This window comes from Nonomuraea fastidiosa (genome assembly GCF_042751225.1).
GTDB lineage: Bacteria > Actinomycetota > Actinomycetes > Streptosporangiales > Streptosporangiaceae > Nonomuraea > Nonomuraea fastidiosa.
This window is the reverse complement of sequence record NZ_CP170570.1, coordinates 8,056,908-8,075,656: the sequence shown is the minus strand read 5'-3', so window position 1 is coordinate 8,075,656 and position 18,749 is coordinate 8,056,908. Positions and strand designations below refer to the sequence as shown.

The following is an 18,749-nucleotide window of genomic DNA, read 5'->3' as shown; positions in this document are numbered from 1 at the left end:
CTCGTGCCCGCGGCGGGTCAGCTCGCGGGCGACGGCGAGGGTCGGGTTGACGTGGCCGGGCATGGGGCTGGGCAGGAAGGAGAAGGTTGCCATGGGCGATCCTCCGAGGTCGCAGGGCTGATGACTCGGGCCGTGGCCGCTACCGCGCTGAGCAGGCGGGCCTGCCGTACGATGTCGGCGGCGTGCTCGCGATGGGCCTGGGGCCGCTGAGCGTCCTCGACGAACCGCCGCACCATGTTGGCGAACTGATCGTCGGCGGCGAGGACGCGCTCTTCCCGGTAATCCTGGCGTTCGAGCCTGAGGACCGGGCGTGCGGACGGCGGGGGAGTGAACGCCCACTCGAGCGTGAGCCTGCCGGTGCTTCCCCAGACGCTGTAGGCGCACCGGTACATGTGGGTGAACCCGAACGAGCAGTGCGCCGTCACGCCGCGCGCGTCGTACAGCAGCGCACCGCCGCCCAGATCCACCCCGCCGTCCCCGTCCCGCACGAGCAGGCCGCCGGCGACGACCGGGTCGGGGCCGAGAAAGAGCTGCGCCGCCCGCACCGTGTAGGTGCCGCACTCCAGCAGGGCGCCGCCCCCGAGCTCGGGCTGGTAGCGCAGGGCGGAGCCCGGCCCCGGAGGGATGGCGAAGTCGGCGGTGATCTGCCGCGGGGTGCCGATCGCTCCTTCCAGGACGAGCCGGCGCGCCGTGGCGTGCTGGGAGTGGTGCAGGAAGGTGAAGTTCTCCATCAGCAGCAGCCCGCGCCCTTCCGCGAGACCGGTGAGCCGCTCGGCCGTGGCGACGTCGGCGGTGAAGGACTTCTCGACCAGCACGTGCTTGCCGGCCAGCAGCGCCGCCTCCGCCCATCGCGCGTGCAGCGCGTTCGGCAGCGGGATGTAGACGGCGGCGATGTCGGACCGCTCGAGCAGCCGCTCGTAGCCCTGCACGGCCCGGCAGCCGAACCGGTCGGCGAAGCGTCGCGCCTTGTCCCGGCTCCTGCTCGCGACGGCGACCAGCCGCGCGCCCCCGGCCCGCATGGCCGGGATCGTGCGGCGCCAGGCGATGTCGGCGCATCCCAGCACGCCCATGCCCAGACCATCCACCACGCTCTCCTTCGTCGGGGTTGACCAGGGTGCCCGCGGCCGCTCGAGCAGAGTTCGCGCGCGGCTGGTCACGGCCGTCGTCAGCCCGTCTCAAGCACACTTCGAGCCGCGTCTCCGACAGTCGGGGCCATGGCAGACACGCTCGCGGAGCCCCATCTGGGCCTGGCTTCCTGGCTCGCGGAACGCCGGCGCTCCCACGTCTTCGAGGTCGCACGCATACCCCTGTCGGACCTGGTCGGATGGGGCTTCGACGCCCTGACCGGCAACCTGGTGCACGACAGCGGCAAGTTCTTCGCGGTCGAGGGCGTGCACGTGCGTTCCGACTATGGTCCGGTCCCCGAATGGTGGCAGCCGATCATCCGGCAACCGGAGTTCGGGATCCTGGGCATCCTCGTCAAACGGGTCCACGGAGCCGTCTACTGCCTGCTGCAGGCGAAGCCGGAGCCGGGAAACGTCAACGTGCTGCAGCTGTCGCCGACCGTGCAGGCCACGCGCAGCAACTACACCAGGGTCCACCGCGGCGACGGGACGCGCTACCTGGACTACTTCGTGCGGCCGCAGCGCGGGCGGGTCCTCATCGACGTGCTGCAGTCCGAGCAGGGCGTCTGGTTCTACCGCAAGCGGAACCGCAACATGATCGTCGAGGTTGGTGAGGACGTCGAGGCGCAGGAGGACTTCCTGTGGCTGCCCCTGGAGGAGGTCTGGCGCCTGCTGAAGCTGGACAACCTGGTCAACATGGACGCCCGTTCGGTGCTGTCCTGCCTGCCGCTGGCCCTGCCGGACTGGCTGGGGGACGGAGAGGGCGCCTGTGACGGCTTCGCCAGGACCGTGCGGGACTCCTTCATCGGCGACGGGCCTTCATGCGTGCCCACGGAGCGGCTGCTCAACTGGTTCACCGAGGTCAAGGCGGGCTACCACACTTCCGTACGCCCCATACCGCTGGCCGAGGTGAAGGGCTGGCACCGCACCGAATACGAGATCTCCCACGAGGAAGGCAAGTTCTTCAGCGTGCTCGCGGTCGACGTACGCGCCAGCGGCCGGGAGGTCTCCCACTGGACGCAGCCCCTCATCGCCCCGCGCGGAGAGGGCGTGGCCGCGTTCGTGGCCAAGCGGGTCGGCGGAGTGCTGCACGTGCTGGCGCAGGCACGCGTCGAGCCGGGCTTCGTCGACGTGGTCGAGCTGGCGCCCACGGTGCTGTGCAATCCCGCCAACTACCGCGACATGCCGCGCACGGACTGGCCGCCGTTCCTGGACTACGTGCTGGCGGCAGGGCCCGAGCGGATCCGCTACTCCGCCCTGCTCTCGGAGGAGGGCGGGCGCTTCCACTGCGCCCAGACCCGCTACCTCCTGGTCGAGGCCGGCGACGACGAGGAGCTCGACCTCCCGCCCAACTTCCAGTGGATGACCCTGCGGCAGCTCACGAGCCTGCTCCGGCACAGCCACTACCTCAACGTCCAGGCGCGGAGCCTGCTCGCCTGCCTGAACTCCGTCCTGGTCTGAACGACGGGGAGGAAACGACATGGAGATCGTGGGCCGCGGCTTCATCGCCCGTAACCTGCAGTCCATCGCGCACCGCCACCCCGACGTCGTGGCCTTCGCGGCGGGGGTGCCGAACTCGACGGTCAAGGACGACGACGAGTTCGGCCGCGAGGCCGCGCTGCTGTACGAGGTGGTGCGGCGCTGCCTGCGGCAGGGACGGCGCCTGGTGTTCTTCTCGACGGCGTCGGTGGCCATGTACGGCGGCGAGGGCAGCGCGGGCACCGAGGACGGCCCGATCTTTCCCGGCGGCGCCTACGGCCGGCACAACCTCGCCCTGGAGACGGCGCTGGCCAGATCCGGCGTGGACTACCTCGTGCTGCGGGTCAGCAACCTGATCGGCCCGCACCAGCGGGACAACGGCCTGCTCCCCGTGCTCGTCGGCGGCATCAGGGCCGGCACGGTGACGGTGTACCGCGGCGCCACCCGCGACCTCATCGACATCGCGGACATGACGCGCATTCTCGACGGTCTGCTGGATCTGCGGCTCTCGAGGGAGGTCGTCAACGTCGCCACCGGGCACGCCGTGCCGGTGGAGCGCATCGTCGCGCACATCGAGTCGCGGCTCGGCATGGTGGCGGACCGGCGGGTGGTCGACGGACCGGTGCCGCACGCCGCGGCCAGCGTGTCGATAGCCAAGCTGCGCGGGCTCATGCCCGAGGTCGACCGGCTCGGGTTCGGGCCGCGCTATTACGCCCGGGTCCTGGACAAGTACCTTCCCTTGTACTCGGCTCCCCTGTACTCAGGGCCCGAGCCGCTCCAGCACGCCGACCACCTCAGCGGGCATCGGCAGGCCTAGCATCTCCTCGCGCACCCGCCGCGCCGCCTGGGCGTAGGACGGCTCCGACAGCAGCCGCGACAGCTCCGCCCGCAGCCGGGGGACATCGGCCTCCGCCGGGTCGAGCCGGAGCCCGACCCCCGACTGCGCGATGCGCTCGGCGTGGAAGGCGTGGTCGGGAAGCTGCCCCAGCACGAGCTGGGGAACGCCCATGCGCAGGCTGGTCAGCACCGTGCCGCCGCCGCCCTGGTGCACGATGACCGAACAGGCCGGCAGCAGCATGTGCAGGGGCACCGACACGGCCACGCGCACGCCCGATGGCAGCTCCGGAAGCTGATCCTGCGTGGTGGCGACGATCACCTCCGCGCCTTCGGCGAGGGCGGCCTCCACCACCGCCCGCGCGGGGAAGCCGATCCGGCCGGCGAAGCGCGCCACCGTCCTGCCCCACGTCACGCAGACGCGCGGCGCCGGAGGGAGGGTCGTCGTCCAGCGGGGCTGGACGCCGGGGCCGTTGTAGGGCACGTACTGGATCGGCTGCCGCTCGACCGGAGCGGGCACCTGCACGCTGGGCGGGCAGGGGTCGAGCGTGAGGGTGCCGAGATCGGCCAGCTCGCGCAGCCCGAACCGGGACAGCAGGGCTTCGAACGAGCTCAGCTCCGCCAGCAGCGACGCCTGGGTGACGTCGCCGTTCGTGGTCATGTCCGCGCCCCACAGATGGCGTACGGACGGCACCCCGAGCACGGCGGCGGCCAGCGGTCCAGCGAAGGCCAGCGGATCGTGGACGACCAGGTCCGGGCGCCACGTACGGGCGTGCTCCACCAGATCGCCGGCCATCGCGGCGGCCACGCCGACGAAGGTGTCCAGCGCGTTCAGTATGCGGGCGCGCGGGGCGTGGCCGTCGCCGTCCCGCCGATCCCGCGTCCCGCGTACGACCTCGACGTCCTGGCCCGTGCCGAGCGCGGGCAGGCCGGCACCGGCCACGGCGTCGACGCACGACGGCGGCACCGCCACGCGCACCTCGTGGCCGGCGGCCCGCAATGCCCAGCCGACCGGGACCATGGGAAGGAAGTGTGTCGGCCAGACCGACGTCATGAGTACCCGCATACCCGCATCGTGCTGACCCGCCCTAGAGAAGCGTTGGGGTCCGGCTGGAGCCCTCGACGGCGACGGTGAGGTCGCCTCGATCAAGCCTCGAGAAACGGCACGCAGCCTCGAGGCGCGGCAGAAGCGATGGAGGGTGGTGACATTTCGCACTACTGGCATTCAGGTACTTGCGTGAGGGTAAAGGTCAGTCTGGTTAGATCCTGGTGAGGATAGACCATGTACTTCCGTGTCTTGGGCCCGCTGTCGGTCACCGATGGAACCAACGACGTCACTCCTCAGACCCCCAAGCTGCAGGCACTCCTCGCCCTTCTCCTGTTCCGCAGGGACACTGTCGTCCATGTGAGGGAGCTCATCGACGAGCTGTGGGGCGAACGGCCACCGGACAGCGCGGCCTCCACCCTGCACACCTACGTCTACAAGCTCCGGCGCACCGTGCTGGGGCGCGACGATCTCCTGCTGACCAGGCCGAACGGGTACGAACTCATCATCCCCTCCGCCAGCCTCGACCTGTCCCGCTTCGACCGGCTCATCGATGAGGGCAAGACGAGCCTCGCCGCCGGTGACGCGCGCTCGGCGGTCGAAGCCCTGGACGCGGCATTGACGATGTGGCGCGGCGACATGCTGGCGGGGGTGCCCATGGGAAGGTCGCTCACGGCACAGCTCACACGCTTGAAGGAGCGCAGGCTCGACGCTCTGGAGAGCAGGGTGGACGCACGCCTCAGGCTCGGCTGCCCTCAGCAGGTGATCGGCGAGCTGAGATCGCTCCTCGCCGAGAACCCGCTGAATGAGAGCCTCACCGCCAAGCTCATGAAGGCGCTGCGCCAGGCGGGCAGGACCGCGGAGGCGGTCGAGGTGTACTCCAGGCTGCGCGGCCGGCTGCTCGACGATTTCGGGCTCGAACCCTCGCGTACGCTGCGCAGCGCCTACCGCGAGATGCTGCGCGAGACCAAGCGCCCGGCGGCCACGGCACCGGGCACGCCGGGGGAGCCCGCCGCCCTTCCGCTGCCGCCCGACCCGCCGGACTTCGTGGGCAGGTCCACCGTCGCCGACAGGATCGAACAACTGCTGACCTCGCGGAGCAGGAGCACACCCGCGACGCCCATCGTGTGGATCACCGGCCCGCCCGGCAGCGGCAAGACCATGCTGTCGATACGGATGGCGCACCGGCTGCGCCGCTCCTTCCCCGGCGGGGTGCACTTCCTGTCGCTGCGCGGATCGGAGGCGTGCCCGGCCGATCCCGTCGAGGTGTTCCGGCACCTGCTGCCCGCCCTCGGCCTGCCGCGCGCCGACATGCCCCAGCACCTGGCCGACTGCGGCAACGCATACCGCACGCTCATGGCGGACCAGGGCTGCCTGGTCGTCATCGACGACGCCGACTGCGCCGCCCGCGCGCGGGAGTTCATCCCCGGATGCACCAAGAGCGCGGTGATCGTCACCAGCCGCAGACCTATGCCCGCCCTGGCCGGCGCGCACGTGGTGGAACTTGGACCGTTCGACCCGAGAGAAGGGATCAGGCTGCTGAGCCTGATGGTCGGGCGGCACCGGGTGGAGAACGCCCCCGGTGACGCCGCGCGCATCGTCCGGCTCTGCGAGCATCTCCCGCTGGCGATCAAGGGCGCCGCTGCCGCGCTGCGATCCGCGCCGATGTCGCTCGCCGAGTACGCCGACCACCTCGCAAGGTCGCGCCGCCGGCTGTCCGAGCTGAGCTCCAGGGACGTGGACGTGCGCATCGGCTACGACGCGGGCTACCGGCGGCTCGGCCGGCCGGAGCGCGACGTCCTCGAGCGCATGAGCAGCGAGCACCGCACCGGTTTCACCGCCCAGCAGGTGTCGCGCCTGCTCGGGTGGAGCGTCGCCGCGACCGAGGCGGTCATGATCCGGCTGCTGGAGCACCGCTTCGTCAGGGTGAGCGGCCGCGACCCGAGCGGCGAACTGCATTACGCCTTCGCGCCGCTGACCCGCGCGTACGTGCGGGAGCGCGCACTGGAGGAAAGCGGTCACGCGATGAGGTGAATAAATAGGCCCGGCCGGTTGCCTCGCCGAAAAAGAATTCATTCATCCGGCCGGTCCATTGTTAGGCGACCCGCTCCCGCTATATGTCCATGCCGACTCCGGCGTCCCCTGGGAGAAATAACAAAGATGATCTGCCTTCCCATCGGTCGAGTCACTCGCCGTCGGCGTTCGGCTGGGAGCTCTCTCATGGAGGAGGCGGAAATGTGCGAGGACAGCGGCAACGTCCACTGGCTGGGCGGTCCCGGCTCTTTGCAGCCGGCCACGGTCGGGGCGGAAATGGCGGCGATCAGCAGCCTGCACGGAAAATTCGTGGTTCCCGCGGGATTCTGCCTTCCCATGACTTTCTGCCCGCGCTGGGACGACACCGCCGGGCTGGAGGCGGTGCTGCGCGCGGCCGTCTCCCGCTTCCCGCGCGGGGACGCCGGCTCCGCTCCGAGCCTGCGGGTCCGCGCCTCCGTCGGGCTCGATCAGCGAGCACCGCGGATGCGCCTGCCGCGGGCGCCGTCCTTCCACAACGTGGGCGAGGACGCACTGGTGGAGGCCGTCATGGAGAGCGCCGCGCCGTTCCTGTCCGCCCGGCGGCGCGGGCAGGTGGAGCCGGGCTGCGTGCCGTCGCGGGTGGTGGTGGTCGTGCAGCGCTTCGAACGGCCGCGCGCCTGGATCTCCGCCTCGTTCGATCCCGAGGCCGCCGGCCGGGTCGTCGTCCTGCGCGCCGGCTGGGGGCTGCGCGAGGACGACGATGTCGCTGACCTGCTGGTGATCGACGGCGCCACACGCGCGGTCGTCGGCGGGCAGGTGGCGGACAAGCGGCGGATGACGATCGACGCGGAAGGGGGAGGCGTCCGGGAGACGGAGGTCCAGGCAGAGTTGCGTGAGACGCCCTGCCTGGACGGCCGGACGGCGCGCGAGATCGCGAGCAGGACCCTGGAACTGGTAAGCGTGCTGCCGACGCCGGTCCGTCTGGAACTGGAACTGACCAAGGGCCGGCTGCACCTGCTCGGCGTTCCCTCTCTTAACGCGGTAACCGAAAGCTGAAACATACCTGTGAATCTCAGGTCCATATCGGGTGCTATTGACAGTGGTCGGACTTCATATGAAGCTGATTCTAATAATGCGCAGTGGCGTCCAGGCGGTCATGTGGAGCAGAGCGATTGTGATCAAGAGAGTCGCAATTGGGCGAACTCGCATATAGGAAGGAATCTCGTCATGGAATTCAAGATCCTGGGGAGTCTTGAGGTCCTCAGCAACGGGCGCGATATTGCGCCGTCCGCGCCTAAATTACGCAGGGTGCTCAGCCTCCTGCTGCTGCACCCCAATCAGATCGTGCGGACGGCGGCGCTCATTGATGAGCTGTGGGGGGACGAGCCCGTCCGCAGCGCCATGACGACGATGCAGACCTACATCTACCTCCTCCGCAAGATCTTCGACGCCGAGCACCCCTCCGCGGGCAACATCCTCGTCACCAAGCCCGCCGGCTACATCGTGGTGACGCCGGAGGAGACCATCGACCTGTTCAGGTTCGAGGCTCTCGCCGAGGAAGGCCGTTCCGCGCTGGCCGCCGGCGAGCCGGAGGCGGCCAGCGCCAGGCTGGGCGAGGCCCTGTCCCTGTGGCGCGGTCCCGCTCTGGCGGACGTACAGACGGGGCGGCTCCTCGACGCGCACGTCACCCGGCTGGGCGAGGCCCGGCTGCGCGCCGTCGAGCTGCGCATCGAGGCGGACCTGTGCTGCGGCCGGCACCGAGAGCTGATCAGCGAGCTGAAAGGGCTCACCACATCCCACGCCTACCACGAGGGCTTCTACAAGCAGCTCATGCTCGCCCTCTACCGCTCCGGCCGTCAATGCGAGGCCCTCGACCTCTACCAGAGCGTCCGGCAGTGCTTCGTCAAGGACCTCGGCGTCGAGCCCTCCGCCGAACTGCGGCGCCTGCAGCGCGACATCCTCGACGCGGCCCCAAGGCTCGACCTGAATGCCCAGGTACGCGCCCACGACCGCCGCTCGGTCAGGCCACCGGCTCAGCTCCCTCCCGACATCGCCGACTTCACGGCCAGATCCGAAGAGGTCTCCATGGCCGAGGCCGCGCTGAAGGAGGAGACCGGGGACGGCAGACCCCCTATCGTGACGTTCATCGGCATGCCCGGCGCGGGCAAGACGGCCTGCGCGCTGCGGACGGCACACCGGGTGCGCACCCGGTTCCCCGACGGCCAGCTGTATGCCAACCTCCGTTCCTCCACCGGAGACGGCGCCTCGATCGACAGGGTGCTGTACGGATTCCTGCGCGCCATCGGGGTGAGCAGGGACAAGGTCCCTGCTACCAGGGAAGAGCGGGCCGCGCTGTTTCGCGCACGTACGGCCCAGCGTCGGCTTCTCATCCTGCTCGACGATGTGGCCTCGGCCGAGCAGGTGACCGCGCTGCTGCCCGGCGGCCGGCACTGCGGCATGCTGGTGACGGGCCGCACCCCGCTGGCTGGTCTGCGGGACATGTGCGAGATCAAGGTCACCGTGATGAGCGCCGAGGACGGCATCGAGCTCCTCGCCCAGATCGTGGGCCGCGCCCGGGTCGAGCGCGAGCGCCGGGCGGCCGAGCTCATCGTCCGCTCCTGTGACAACCTTCCCCTGGCCATACGCGCGGCCGGAGCACGGTTGGCGATCATCCCCGAACTGTCACTCGGCCGCTTCCACGGGCAGCTCGCCGACGAGCAGCAGCGCCTGGACCGGCTCGACTCCACCGACTTCGCGCTCCGCACCGAATACGAGGCCTCCTATCAGCGCCTCTCCGAGACCGACCGGGCCGCCGCGCGGTGGCTCAGCCTGTTCGTCGGCGAGAGCTTCAGCGCGAACGCGGTCTCGGCCCTGCTGGGGCGCAACCCGGCCTCGACGCGGGTGCTGCTGAGCCAGCTCGTCTCGCACCATTTCGTCCGGCCGGTCGGCACCGACGCGGCCGGTGAGGCCCACTACTCCTTCTTCGGGCTGCCGCGCGCCCTGCTGAGCACGTACGCGATGGGCGCGATCCTGGAGAGCCTGCGCGCCTGACGCGGGTCACCACGTGACGGGCAGGTGCTCAGGACCGCGCAGCAGCCCGGTCGTCCGCCACGTCACCTGATCATCCGGCAGCGCCGGCCGCAGCCCCGGCATGTGGCGCAGCAGCGCCGCCAGCGCGGCACGCAGCTCCGCCCGCGCGAGATGCGCGCCCAGACAACGGTGCGGACCGTGCCCGAACGCGAGATGCGGGTTCGGGGTGCGGGCAAGGTCCAGCCGGTCAGGATCGGTGAACGCCCGCGGGTCCCGGTTGGCCGCGACCGTCGAAGGCAGCACGGCCTCGCCCTCCTCGATGCGCTGCCCGCCCAGCGAGGTGGCGCGCACGGCGACCCGCATGGTCCCGCCGCTCACCGCGATGGGCACGTACCGCAGCAGCTCTTCGACCGCCGTGTCCATCAGGCCGGGCTCGCGCCGCAACGCCGCGAGCTGCCCGGGATCGGCCAGTAACGCCTGCACCGAGCCGGCGATCATGCAGGCGGGCGGCTGCAGACCGGCTACCAGGAGCGTGGAACCCAGCGCGACCAGCTCCGCGTCGTCCAGGACACCGGTCAACTCGCCGAGCAGGTCCTCGCCCGGCTCCTTTCGCTTGGCCGTCACCAGTCCCGCCAGGTATCCGAGCAGCGCGTCGTCGTCCGTCCCGTCGAGATGTGCCGTGACCCAGTCGTGAAAGCGCGCGTGGTCGCAGACCGGCACCCCCAGCAGCCGGCAGATGGCGAGGAACGGCAGGGGGCGGGCCAGCGAGGCGACCACGTCGGCCGGCGGGCCCGCGGCGACCATGTCACGGACCAGGCTGTCGGCCGCCTCATCGAGCCACGACCGCAGCCGCGCCACCGTGCCGCCGCTGAAGGCCCCGGTGACGAGCCTGCGCAGCCGCGTGTGCTCGGGAGGGTCCATCGCCGCCAGCGAAGGGGACTGCGGGCGCGAGCGCAGCCGGGGACCGGCGCCGGAGACGGCGGCGGCGCGACTGAAGGCCGGATCGGCGAGGAAGCGGCGGTTCTCCTCGTGCCGCGTGACCAGCCAGGCGAGCGCCCCGGACGGCAGGGACACGCGTGCCACCGGCGCCGCGTCCCGCAGCGCCGCGAGGTCGGGGGCGGGCCGAGGCCCCGGCGGTCCGGTGAAGGGATAGGAGGGGACGCGATCGTCCTTGCGCATGAGGACCACCTCGATAGGGAAGCGTTCGCGGTCTCCGATTGTGCGCGGCGCCGATCGAAGATCGCTGGAAGGCGGGGGCGCCCGCGAGTTCAGCCGTTTTCGACAGCGTCTTGAGGCAGGTAGGAGAGCCTTCCGGGGTACGGCAGCCGGCCGTGGGCGAGAAAGGAGCGAACGTTGCGACTGTTCGTGACCGGTGGCGCGGGATTCATCGGCTCGCACTACGTGAACGCGATACTCGACGCTCGCTACCCCGGCGCGCAGGAGATCCGGCTCACCGTGCTGGACCGGCTTTCCTACGCCGGGAACCTGGACAATCTGACCTTCGACCCGTTCCGGATGACCTTCGTCTGCGGCGACGTCTGCGACGAGGACCTGCTGATGGAGCTGCTGCCGGGACATGACGCCGTGGTGCACTTCGCCGCGGAGTCGCACGTGGACCGGTCGATCGCCGGAGGCGTGCCCTTCGTCAGGACCAACGTGCTCGGCACACAGGTCCTGCTCGAATGCGCACGGCGCAGCGGCGTGTCCAGGTTCGTCCACGTCTCCACGGACGAGGTCTACGGATCCATCGAGACCGGCTCATGGACGGAGAGCTGGCCACTGCGGCCGAACTCGCCCTACGCGGCCTCCAAAGCCGCCGCCGACCTGCTGGTGCGGTCCTACCATCGCACCCACGGGATGGACGTCGGCATCACGCGCTGCTCCAACAACTACGGCTCGCATCAGTATCCCGAGAAGCTCATCCCGCTCTTCATCACCAACCTGCTGGACGGCGAGGACGTCCCGCTCTACGGCGACGGCATGAACGTCAGGGAGTGGCTGCACGTCTCCGACCACTGCCGAGCGGTGCACCAGGTGCTCATGCGAGGCGCGCCGGGCGAGGTCTACAACGTCGGCGGCGGCACGGAGCTGAGCAACAGGGATCTCGCGCGCCTCCTGCTCGATGCCGTCGGCGCGGACTGGGAGCGGGTCCGGTGGGTGCCCGACAGGAAGGGGCACGACCGGCGCTATTCCCTCGACGCCTCGAAGATCCGCGCCGAGCTCGGGTTCGAGCCCGAGGTGCCCTTCCAGCAAGGGCTGGCCGAGACGGTGCGCTGGTACCAGGACAACCGGTGGTGGTGGGAGCCGCTCAAGAAGAGGGCAGAGCTCGCGGTCACGTCGAGGAGGACAGTCAGCCCATGAAACAGCCCAAGAAGATCTCCGTCGCCGAGGTGACGCCCAACCTGCGCAGAGGCGGTGACATCAGGGTCCTGCTCAGCCCGAAAACGGTGGGAGCCACCTCCGGTTTCTCCGGCTTCCTCACCTTGACCGCCGGCGAGTACGTCTCGGAGCACTACCACCCCTACTCCGAGGAGTTCCTGTACGTGGTGACGGGCTCGCCGGTCATGCTGCTCGACGGCGAGCCGGTGGAGCTGAACCCGGGTGACGCGTTACTGGTGCCCATCGGCGTGCGGCACCGCCTGGAGAACCGGGGCTCGGAGACCGTCGAGGTCGTCTTCCACCTCGGGCCCCTGGCGCCCCGCCCCGAACTGGGACACGTGGACACCGAGCCCCTGCCCGCCGCCCACGCCGGCGGAGGGAGCCGGTGAGCGGGCGCAGAGTGGTCCTGACCGGCATCGGGGTGGTGGCACCCGGTGGGGTGGGGACCAAGGCGTTCTGGGAGGAGATGACGGACGGGCGCACCGCGACCCGTACCATCAGCCTGTTCGACGCCGGCGGGTTCCGCTCGCGGATGGCGGCGGAGGTCGACTTCGACCAGGCGGCCGAAGGGCTGAGCCCCCAGGAGCGGCGGCGGATGGACCGGGCGGCGCAGTTCGCCGTGGTGTCCGCGCGCATGGCCCTGGCCGACAGCGGCTTGGCCGCCGGCGAGGTGGACCCCACCCGCGTGGGCGTGAGCATCGGCAGCGCGGTGGGCTGCACGATGTCGCTGGAGCAGGAGTACGTCGTGCTGAGCGACGCCGGCCGGCACTGGCTGGTGGATCCGGCCTACGCGATACCCCATCTGTACGAGCACATGGTGCCCAGCACCATCGCCGTCGAGGTGGCATGGGCGTGTGGCGCCGAGGCGCCGGTCTCCCTGATCTCGACCGGCTGCACCTCCGGGCTGGACTCGGTCGGGCACGCCTACAGGCTGATCCAGGAAGGGGCCGCCGACGTCGTGATCACCGGCGCCGCGGACGCGCCGATCTCGCCCATCACCGTCGCCTGCTTCGACGCGATCAAGGCCACGTCGGCGAACAATGAGGACCCCGAGCACGCGTCGCGGCCCTTCGACCGCGACCGCGACGGGTTCGTGCTCGGCGAGGGCGCCGCGGTGTTCGTGGCCGAGGAACTGGAGCACGCCAGGCGCAGGGGCGCACACGTGTACGCCGAGATCGCCGGCTTCGCCTCCCGCAGCAACGCCTATCACATGACCGGGCTCAAGCCCGACGGCAGGGAGATGGCCGAGGCCATCAGGGTGGCGCTGGAGGAGGCCCGCCTCGATCCCCGCGACATCGACTACGTCAACGCGCACGGATCGGGGACCAAGCAGAACGACAGGCACGAGACCGCCGCCTTCAAGCGCGCCCTCGGATTGCACGCCTACGAGGTGCCGGTCAGCTCGATCAAATCGATGGTCGGGCATTCGCTGGGCGCCATCGGCTCCATCGAGCTGGCGGCCTGCGCCCTGGCGATCGAGCACGACGTGGTGCCCCCGACGGCCAACCTGCACACGCCCGACCCGGAGTGCGACCTCGACTACGTCCCGGTGACCGCGCGCGATCACCGCACGGACGCGGTGCTCTCCGTGGGATCGGGATTCGGCGGCTTCCAGACCGCCGTGGTGCTGGTCGGCCCGGAGAGGCGGCCGGCATGAGCCCCGTGGAGTGCCCCGTGGAGGCGGCGATCACGGGGATCGGCGTGGTCGCACCCAACGGCCTCACCATCGACGACTACTGGAACTCCGTGCTGGCGGGAAAGAGCGGGCTGCGGCACATCACCCGGTTCGACGCCACGCCGTACGCCTGCCGCGTCGCCGGGGAGGTGCCCGGCTTCGTCGAGACCGACCACATGCCCGGCCGCCTGGTGCCGCAGACCGACCGCTGGACCCATCTGGGACTCGCGGCGGCTGCGATGGCCCTGGACGACGCCGGGGTGGACCCCGCCGCGCTGCCCGAGTACGACATGGCCGTCGTCACCGCGAGCTCGTCGGGCGGCACCGAGTTCGGCCAGCGCGAGATCGAGGCGCTGTGGCGGCGCGGACCGCGCAGCGTCGGCGCTTACCAGTCCATCGCCTGGTTCTACGCCGCCACCACCGGCCAGACCTCCATCCGGTACGGCATGCGCGGCCCCTGCGGGGTGCTGGCCACCGAGCAGGCGGGGGGCCTCGACGCCCTGGCCCAGGCCCGGCGGCTGCTGCGCGGCGGCAGCCGGATGGTGATGACCGGCGGCGCCGACGCCTCTCTGTGCCCCTACGGGCTCGTCGCCCAGACCGCCAATGGACTGCTGAGCGGCTCCGACGACCCCGGCAACGCCTACCAGCCGTTCGGCAGGACCGCCCGCGGCTACGTTCCCGGGGAAGGCGGCGCCATGTTCGTCATGGAAGACGCCGACGCCGCGACCGGCGCACCGTACGGCGTGCTGGCCGGCTACATGGCGACGTTCGACCCGCCGCCCGGCGTGGACCGTCCGCCCGGCCTGGAGCGGGCGGTGCGCGGCGCACTCGGCGACGCGGGCTGCGACCCCGGCGACATCGACGTGGTGTTCGCCGACTCCGCCGGCGTGGCCAGGCTGGACCGGCTGGAGGCGGACGCCATCACGGCCGTCTTCGGACCCCGCGGCGTCCCGGTCACCGCGCCCAAGACCATGACCGGCCGCCTGTACGCCGGCGGCGCGGCGCTCGACGTCGCCACCGCGCTGCTGGCGATCCGCGACGGCGTCATCCCGCCGACGGCAGGCGCGTACGACCTGGCCGACGGCATCGACATCGACCTCGTACGAGGTGGGCCCCGCCCGGCAGCCGTCCGGACGGCTCTGGTCATCGCCAGAGGCTACGGCGGCTTCAACGCCGCCCTTGTGCTGCGCGGCCGGCCCGCGGGCGCCACCACCACGGAAGGACGAGTATGAGCGAGCCCAAGGAACGCTTCCGCGTGCTCCTGCGCATGCGTATACGCCCCGGCATGGAGAGCGACTTCGAGAAGACCTGGCTGCGCGTCGGCGACGCGGTCACCGCCGACCCGGCGAACCGGGGCCAGTGGCTCATGGCCAGCCAGGACGAGCCGGGCGTCTACTACATCGTCAGCGACTGGACGGACGAGGCGGGATTCCGCACGTTCGAGCGGAGCGCCGAGCACGTCGAACACCGCAAGCGGCTGCATCCCTACCGGATCGACGGCTCCATGGTGACCTCCCGCATCGTGTACCACCTGGAGCCCGCCCACGCGGGGGAGGACACGTGACGGCCGCCCGCGGGCAAGCCGTCGCGGACTGGACGAGATGCCGGGGATGCGGAGTGCTGCTGTATCGGCGGCGTTTCGTCCGCGACCTGCTGGTCTGCAGGGAGTGCGGGCACCACGCGCCGCTCACCGCGATGGAACGGATCGACCTGCTCATGGACCCCGGCTCGGTCACCCCGCTGCCGTTCCAGGCCGGGGTGTTCGACCCGCTGGAGTTCACCGACGCGCTGCCGTACGCGGCGCGCTTGAGCGAGGCCAGGGCCCGCACCGGGCTGGACGAGGCCGTCGTCTGCGTCCGCGGCACGATCGAGGGCCACCCGCTGGTGGCGGCGGTCATGGATTTCGGCTTCATGGGCGGCAGCCTGGGCTCGGCCGCGGGAGAGCTGGTGACGCTCACCGCCGAGGTCGCCCTGGCCGAGCGGGTCCCGCTGCTGCTGGTGACCGCATCGGGCGGTGCGCGCATGCAGGAAGGCGTGCTGTCGCTGATGCAGATGGCCAAGACCAGCCAGGCGCTCGCCGCGCTCGACGAGGCGGGGGTGGTCACGATCTCGCTGCTCACCGACCCCACGTACGGCGGCGTCGCGGCGTCGTTCGCGAGCCTGACGGATGTCATCCTGGCCGAGCCCGGATCCCGCATGGGCTTCGCCGGGCCCAGGGTCATCAGGCAGACCATCGGGCAGGAGCTGCCGCCCGGCTTCCAGACGGCGGAGTTCCTGCTCGGCCATGGACTCATCGACGACATCCAGCCGCGCCGCGCGCTGCGCGGCACGCTGAGCAGGCTGCTCAGCGTGGCGGCGGGCGCCGGGCCCGGGCACGCGCCGGCCGAGGACGCACCGCGCATCCAGGACCCGGGCCGGCTGCCGGAGCACGACGTCTGGCGCGCGGTCAAACTCGCCAGGCACCCGGCCAGACCGACCACCCTGGACCTGCTGTACGGCATGCTGGACTGGTTCGTCGAGCTGCACGGTGACCGCCAGTCCGGAGACTGCCCGGCCGTCGTGGGCGGGCTCGGCAGCCTGGACGGCGCGCCGGTCATGGTGATCGGCCACCAGAAGGGCCACGGCGACAAGGAGCTCGCCGCGCGCAACTTCGGCATGTCGCTGCCCGCGGGCTCCCGCAAGGCCGCCAGGCTCATGCGGCTGGCGGCGAAGTGGAACTTGCCGGTGATCACGTTCATCGACACTCCCGGGGCGCACCCGGGCGTCGAGGCGGAGCAGGGAGGCCAGGCGCTGGCGATCGCAGAGAATCTGCGGCTCATGTCCAGCCTGCCGGTCCCCGTGGTGTCGGTCGTCACCGGGGAGGGCGGCAGCGGCGGCGCGCTCGCGCTGGGCGTCGCCAACCGCGTCTACGCGCTGGCCAACGCCATCTACTCCGTGATCAGCCCCGAGGGCTGCGCCGCCATCCTGTGGAAGGACTCCGCCGCGGCCCCGCAAGCGGCCAAGGCGCTCCGGATCGGCTCCAGAGACCTGCTGCGCCACGGCGTGGTGGACGCCGTCGTGCCGGAGCCGGGGGAGGGCGCGCACACCGACCCCGCAGCCATGGCGGAGACCCTCCGCGCGGTCGTGATCGAGGCGCTGCGCGAACTGTCGGGGCTGGACGGCGCGGGCCTGGTCAAGGACCGCCGGCGCCGCTTCCGCGGCTTCGGAGCCGAATCCTGCCGGACGGAGCTCGTGCCGTCGGCGGTCGGCGGGCCGTACGCCGCATGGTGAGGCCATCGGGGTGCGCGCGGCGGGAACGCCGCCCGCACCCCGATGGCCTGTACGGGTGCCTCACACGACGGCGGCCAGCGCGGTGACCGCGAAAGCCGCCGCGGCCAGCGCCGTCCGCAGGCGGTGCCACCTGCTCCACGCGGGCCTCGGATCCTGCCACCCCGGCGGCAGCCCCGCGGCCGGGTCCAGAGCCTTGACCTTCCGGTTGATCGGCACGTTCAGCAGATGGGACACCATCGAGGAGGCGAACAGCAGCGCCGCCGCGCACCCGAACGACAACCTCGCCACCGCGCCGTCGGCGAGGAACGACAGCAGCACGTCCACGCCCGTCGTGCCGAGTACGATGATCGGCATCAACGGATCCCAGTTGCGTCCCAGCAGCTGGTGCGCCTCCACATACCGGTCGGGCGTCATGTCCCGCAGCGCGGGGACCACGCTGACGGCGACGCCGAACAGCACGCCGGTGGTGGTGCCGCTGCCGAGCAGCGCCACCACGGTCAAGGGTTCGATCAGCAAGGGGCCTCCTCACCCGGATAGGACTCGAGCATCCGGCCGACCAGCGACGTGGTGTGCGCGGCCGCCGCGAAGCCCGGGTCGGCCAATACCTCCAGCAGAAAAGGCGCCGTCGTGCGCATCGCCGGCCCCACGGCGCGGACCTCGGTGAGCGCGCGCTTCATACGCTCGATGGCCTGCCCGCGGTCCGGCGCCCACACGATGACCTTGGCGAGCAGCGAGTCGTAGTCGGCGGCCACCGTCATCCCCGGAGCGCCGTAGGAGTCGATCCGGGTGAACGGTCCTCCCGGCATGACGAACTCCTCGATCCGTCCCGGCGCCGGGCGGAAGCCGTCATAGGGATCCTCGGCGTTGATCCGGCACTCGATGGACGTCCCCCGGATCGCGACCTCGTCCTGCCGCAACGACAGCGGCAGCCCCGCCGCCACCCTGATCTGCTCGCGCACGAGGTCGACGCCCGTCACCATCTCCGTCACGGGGTGCTCGACCTGCAGCCGGCAGTTGATCTCCATGAAGTGGAAGGCGCCGTCGTCCTCCACGATGAACTCGAACGTGCCCGCACCCTCGTACCCGACCGCGTGCGCGCCCCGCACAGCCAGCTCCGCCATGCGCTCGCGGGACTCCTCCGGCAGGCGCGGCGCAGGCGTCTCCTCGATCAGCTTCTGGTTCTTCCGCTGCACCGTGCAGTCCCTGGTACCCAAGTGCACGGCGTCGCCGGACCGATCGCGCACCACCTGAACCTCGACGTGCCGGGCACGCTCGACGAACTTCTCGACGTAGACCCGCGAATCGCCGAAAGCGACGTGGGCGTGCGCCCTGGCCTCGCTGTAGGCGCGAAGCAGCGCCTGGGGACGCCTGACCACCCGCATTCCGCGACCGCCGCCGCCGGCCGCCGCCTTGATGATCACGGGATATCCGATCCGGTCGGCCAGGGCCTTGGCCTCCGTCGCGGTGTCGGCGGTGCCCTCACCGCCGGGAAGGACCGGCAGCCCCGCCTCCGCCATGATCCGCCGGGCCGCCGCCTTGTCGCCTAGCCGGGCCATCACGTCAGGCGGCGGCCCGATGAAGACGATGCCGTGGGCCGCGCAGATCTCGGCGAAGTCCGGATCCTCCGACAGGAAACCGTAGCCGGGGTGAATGGCCTCGGCGCCGGCCTGCAGCGCCGCCTCGATGAGGGCCGGGATGTTGAGATAGCTGGCCTTGGCCGGCGACGGGCCGATGTGCACCGCCTCGTCCGCGAACCGGGTCAGCGGGCCGTCACGGTCGGCGGAGGAGTGCACGGCGATGGTGCGGATCCCCATTTCGCGGCACGTACGGGCGATCCTGAGCCCGATCTCGCCGCGGTTGGCGATCAGAATCGTCTTGAAGGTGTCCTCGCCGCTCACCG

16 protein-coding genes are annotated in these 18,749 nt (G+C 71.1%); 11 read left to right on the top strand and 5 right to left on the bottom strand.

The genetic code is table 11. From position 1 onward, the window contains the following. Positions 1–17: 17 nt before the first annotated feature. Positions 18–1,088 carry a Gfo/Idh/MocA family oxidoreductase gene (locus tag ACFMQL_RS37335; protein ID WP_364069374.1) on the bottom strand — a complete coding sequence of 357 codons (1,071 nt, stop codon included), beginning with the start codon at positions 1,086–1,088 and terminating at the stop codon, positions 18–20. Positions 1,089–1,214: 126 nt separating this feature from the next. Here ACFMQL_RS37335 and ACFMQL_RS37330 point away from each other — a divergent pair, with 126 nt between their 5' ends. Both ACFMQL_RS37330 and ACFMQL_RS37325 read left to right on the top strand, forming a co-directional pair. Further along, positions 1,215–2,585, top strand: coding sequence for an NDP-hexose 2,3-dehydratase family protein (locus tag ACFMQL_RS37330; protein ID WP_364069376.1), 1,371 nt, complete (start codon positions 1,215–1,217; stop codon positions 2,583–2,585). Positions 2,586–2,604: 19 nt separating this feature from the next. Further along, entirely contained in the window at positions 2,605–3,420 is an 816-nt protein-coding gene (locus ACFMQL_RS37325; protein WP_378789527.1) for an NAD-dependent epimerase/dehydratase family protein, read from the top strand. Here the strand turns inward: ACFMQL_RS37325 and ACFMQL_RS37320 are convergent. Continuing rightward, on the bottom strand, positions 3,364–4,458 hold the full coding sequence (locus ACFMQL_RS37320; RefSeq protein ID WP_378789526.1) for a nucleotide disphospho-sugar-binding domain-containing protein: 1,095 nt from the start codon (positions 4,456–4,458) through the stop codon (positions 3,364–3,366). The two genes, ACFMQL_RS37325 and ACFMQL_RS37320, sit on opposite strands and share 57 nt — an antisense overlap. Positions 4,459–4,719: 261 nt before the next feature. On the opposite strand from ACFMQL_RS37320, the gene ACFMQL_RS37315 reads away from it, so the two are divergent. The 3 genes from ACFMQL_RS37315 to ACFMQL_RS37305 all read left to right on the top strand — a co-directional run bounded on the left by ACFMQL_RS37315 (position 4,720) and on the right by ACFMQL_RS37305 (position 9,546). Then, positions 4,720–6,516, top strand: coding sequence for a BTAD domain-containing putative transcriptional regulator (locus tag ACFMQL_RS37315; protein ID WP_378789525.1), 1,797 nt, complete (start codon positions 4,720–4,722; stop codon positions 6,514–6,516). Positions 6,517–6,702: 186 nt separating this feature from the next. Continuing rightward, positions 6,703–7,551: a hypothetical protein gene (locus ACFMQL_RS37310; RefSeq protein ID WP_378789523.1), complete on the top strand. Its 849-nt coding sequence runs from the start codon at positions 6,703–6,705 to the stop codon at positions 7,549–7,551. Positions 7,552–7,722: 171 nt separating this feature from the next. After that, positions 7,723–9,546 carry a BTAD domain-containing putative transcriptional regulator gene (locus ACFMQL_RS37305; protein ID WP_364069386.1) on the top strand — a complete coding sequence of 608 codons (1,824 nt, stop codon included), beginning with the start codon at positions 7,723–7,725 and terminating at the stop codon, positions 9,544–9,546. Positions 9,547–9,552: 6 nt separating this feature from the next. Here the strand turns inward: ACFMQL_RS37305 and ACFMQL_RS37300 are convergent, their stop codons facing one another. Continuing rightward, the gene (locus tag ACFMQL_RS37300; RefSeq protein ID WP_378789521.1) at positions 9,553–10,704 is read right to left on the bottom strand and encodes a cytochrome P450; all 1,152 of its coding nucleotides are present in this window, start codon (positions 10,702–10,704) and stop codon (positions 9,553–9,555) included. A gap of 174 nt (positions 10,705–10,878) precedes the next feature. Here ACFMQL_RS37300 and rfbB point away from each other — a divergent pair, with 174 nt between their 5' ends. The 6 genes from rfbB to accD are packed head-to-tail and all read left to right on the top strand — an operon-like array spanning position 10,879 to position 16,849. Beyond that, positions 10,879–11,886, top strand: a complete 1,008-nt coding sequence (rfbB, locus tag ACFMQL_RS37295; RefSeq protein WP_364069390.1) for a dTDP-glucose 4,6-dehydratase — start codon at positions 10,879–10,881, stop codon at positions 11,884–11,886. Next, the gene (locus ACFMQL_RS37290; protein ID WP_364069392.1) at positions 11,883–12,293 is read left to right on the top strand and encodes a cupin domain-containing protein; all 411 of its coding nucleotides are present in this window, start codon (positions 11,883–11,885) and stop codon (positions 12,291–12,293) included. The genes rfbB and ACFMQL_RS37290 overlap by 4 nt, the downstream gene beginning before the upstream one ends. Beyond that, complete coding sequence (locus tag ACFMQL_RS37285; protein WP_364069393.1) at positions 12,290–13,561, top strand: beta-ketoacyl-[acyl-carrier-protein] synthase family protein; 1,272 nt, start codon at positions 12,290–12,292, stop codon at positions 13,559–13,561. The genes ACFMQL_RS37290 and ACFMQL_RS37285 overlap by 4 nt, the downstream gene beginning before the upstream one ends. Next, on the top strand, positions 13,558–14,811 hold the full coding sequence (locus tag ACFMQL_RS37280) for a ketosynthase chain-length factor (protein ID WP_364069395.1): 1,254 nt from the start codon (positions 13,558–13,560) through the stop codon (positions 14,809–14,811). Before ACFMQL_RS37285 ends, ACFMQL_RS37280 begins: the two co-directional genes overlap by 4 nt. Next, positions 14,808–15,143 carry an antibiotic biosynthesis monooxygenase family protein gene (locus ACFMQL_RS37275; RefSeq protein WP_364069397.1) on the top strand — a complete coding sequence of 112 codons (336 nt, stop codon included), beginning with the start codon at positions 14,808–14,810 and terminating at the stop codon, positions 15,141–15,143. The genes ACFMQL_RS37280 and ACFMQL_RS37275 overlap by 4 nt, the downstream gene beginning before the upstream one ends. Further along, entirely contained in the window at positions 15,140–16,849 is a 1,710-nt protein-coding gene (gene accD / locus ACFMQL_RS37270) for an acetyl-CoA carboxylase, carboxyltransferase subunit beta (protein ID WP_364069399.1), read from the top strand. Before ACFMQL_RS37275 ends, accD begins: the two co-directional genes overlap by 4 nt. Before the next feature lie 60 nt (positions 16,850–16,909). Here the strand turns inward: accD and ACFMQL_RS37265 are convergent, their stop codons facing one another. Both ACFMQL_RS37265 and ACFMQL_RS37260 read right to left on the bottom strand, forming a co-directional pair. Then, entirely contained in the window at positions 16,910–17,365 is a 456-nt protein-coding gene (locus tag ACFMQL_RS37265) for a DUF1772 domain-containing protein (RefSeq protein ID WP_364069401.1), read from the bottom strand. Further along, the gene (locus ACFMQL_RS37260) at positions 17,359–18,747 is read right to left on the bottom strand and encodes an acetyl-CoA carboxylase biotin carboxylase subunit (RefSeq protein WP_364069403.1); all 1,389 of its coding nucleotides are present in this window, start codon (positions 18,745–18,747) and stop codon (positions 17,359–17,361) included. Before ACFMQL_RS37260 ends, ACFMQL_RS37265 begins: the two co-directional genes overlap by 7 nt. Positions 18,748–18,749 lie beyond the last annotated feature (2 nt).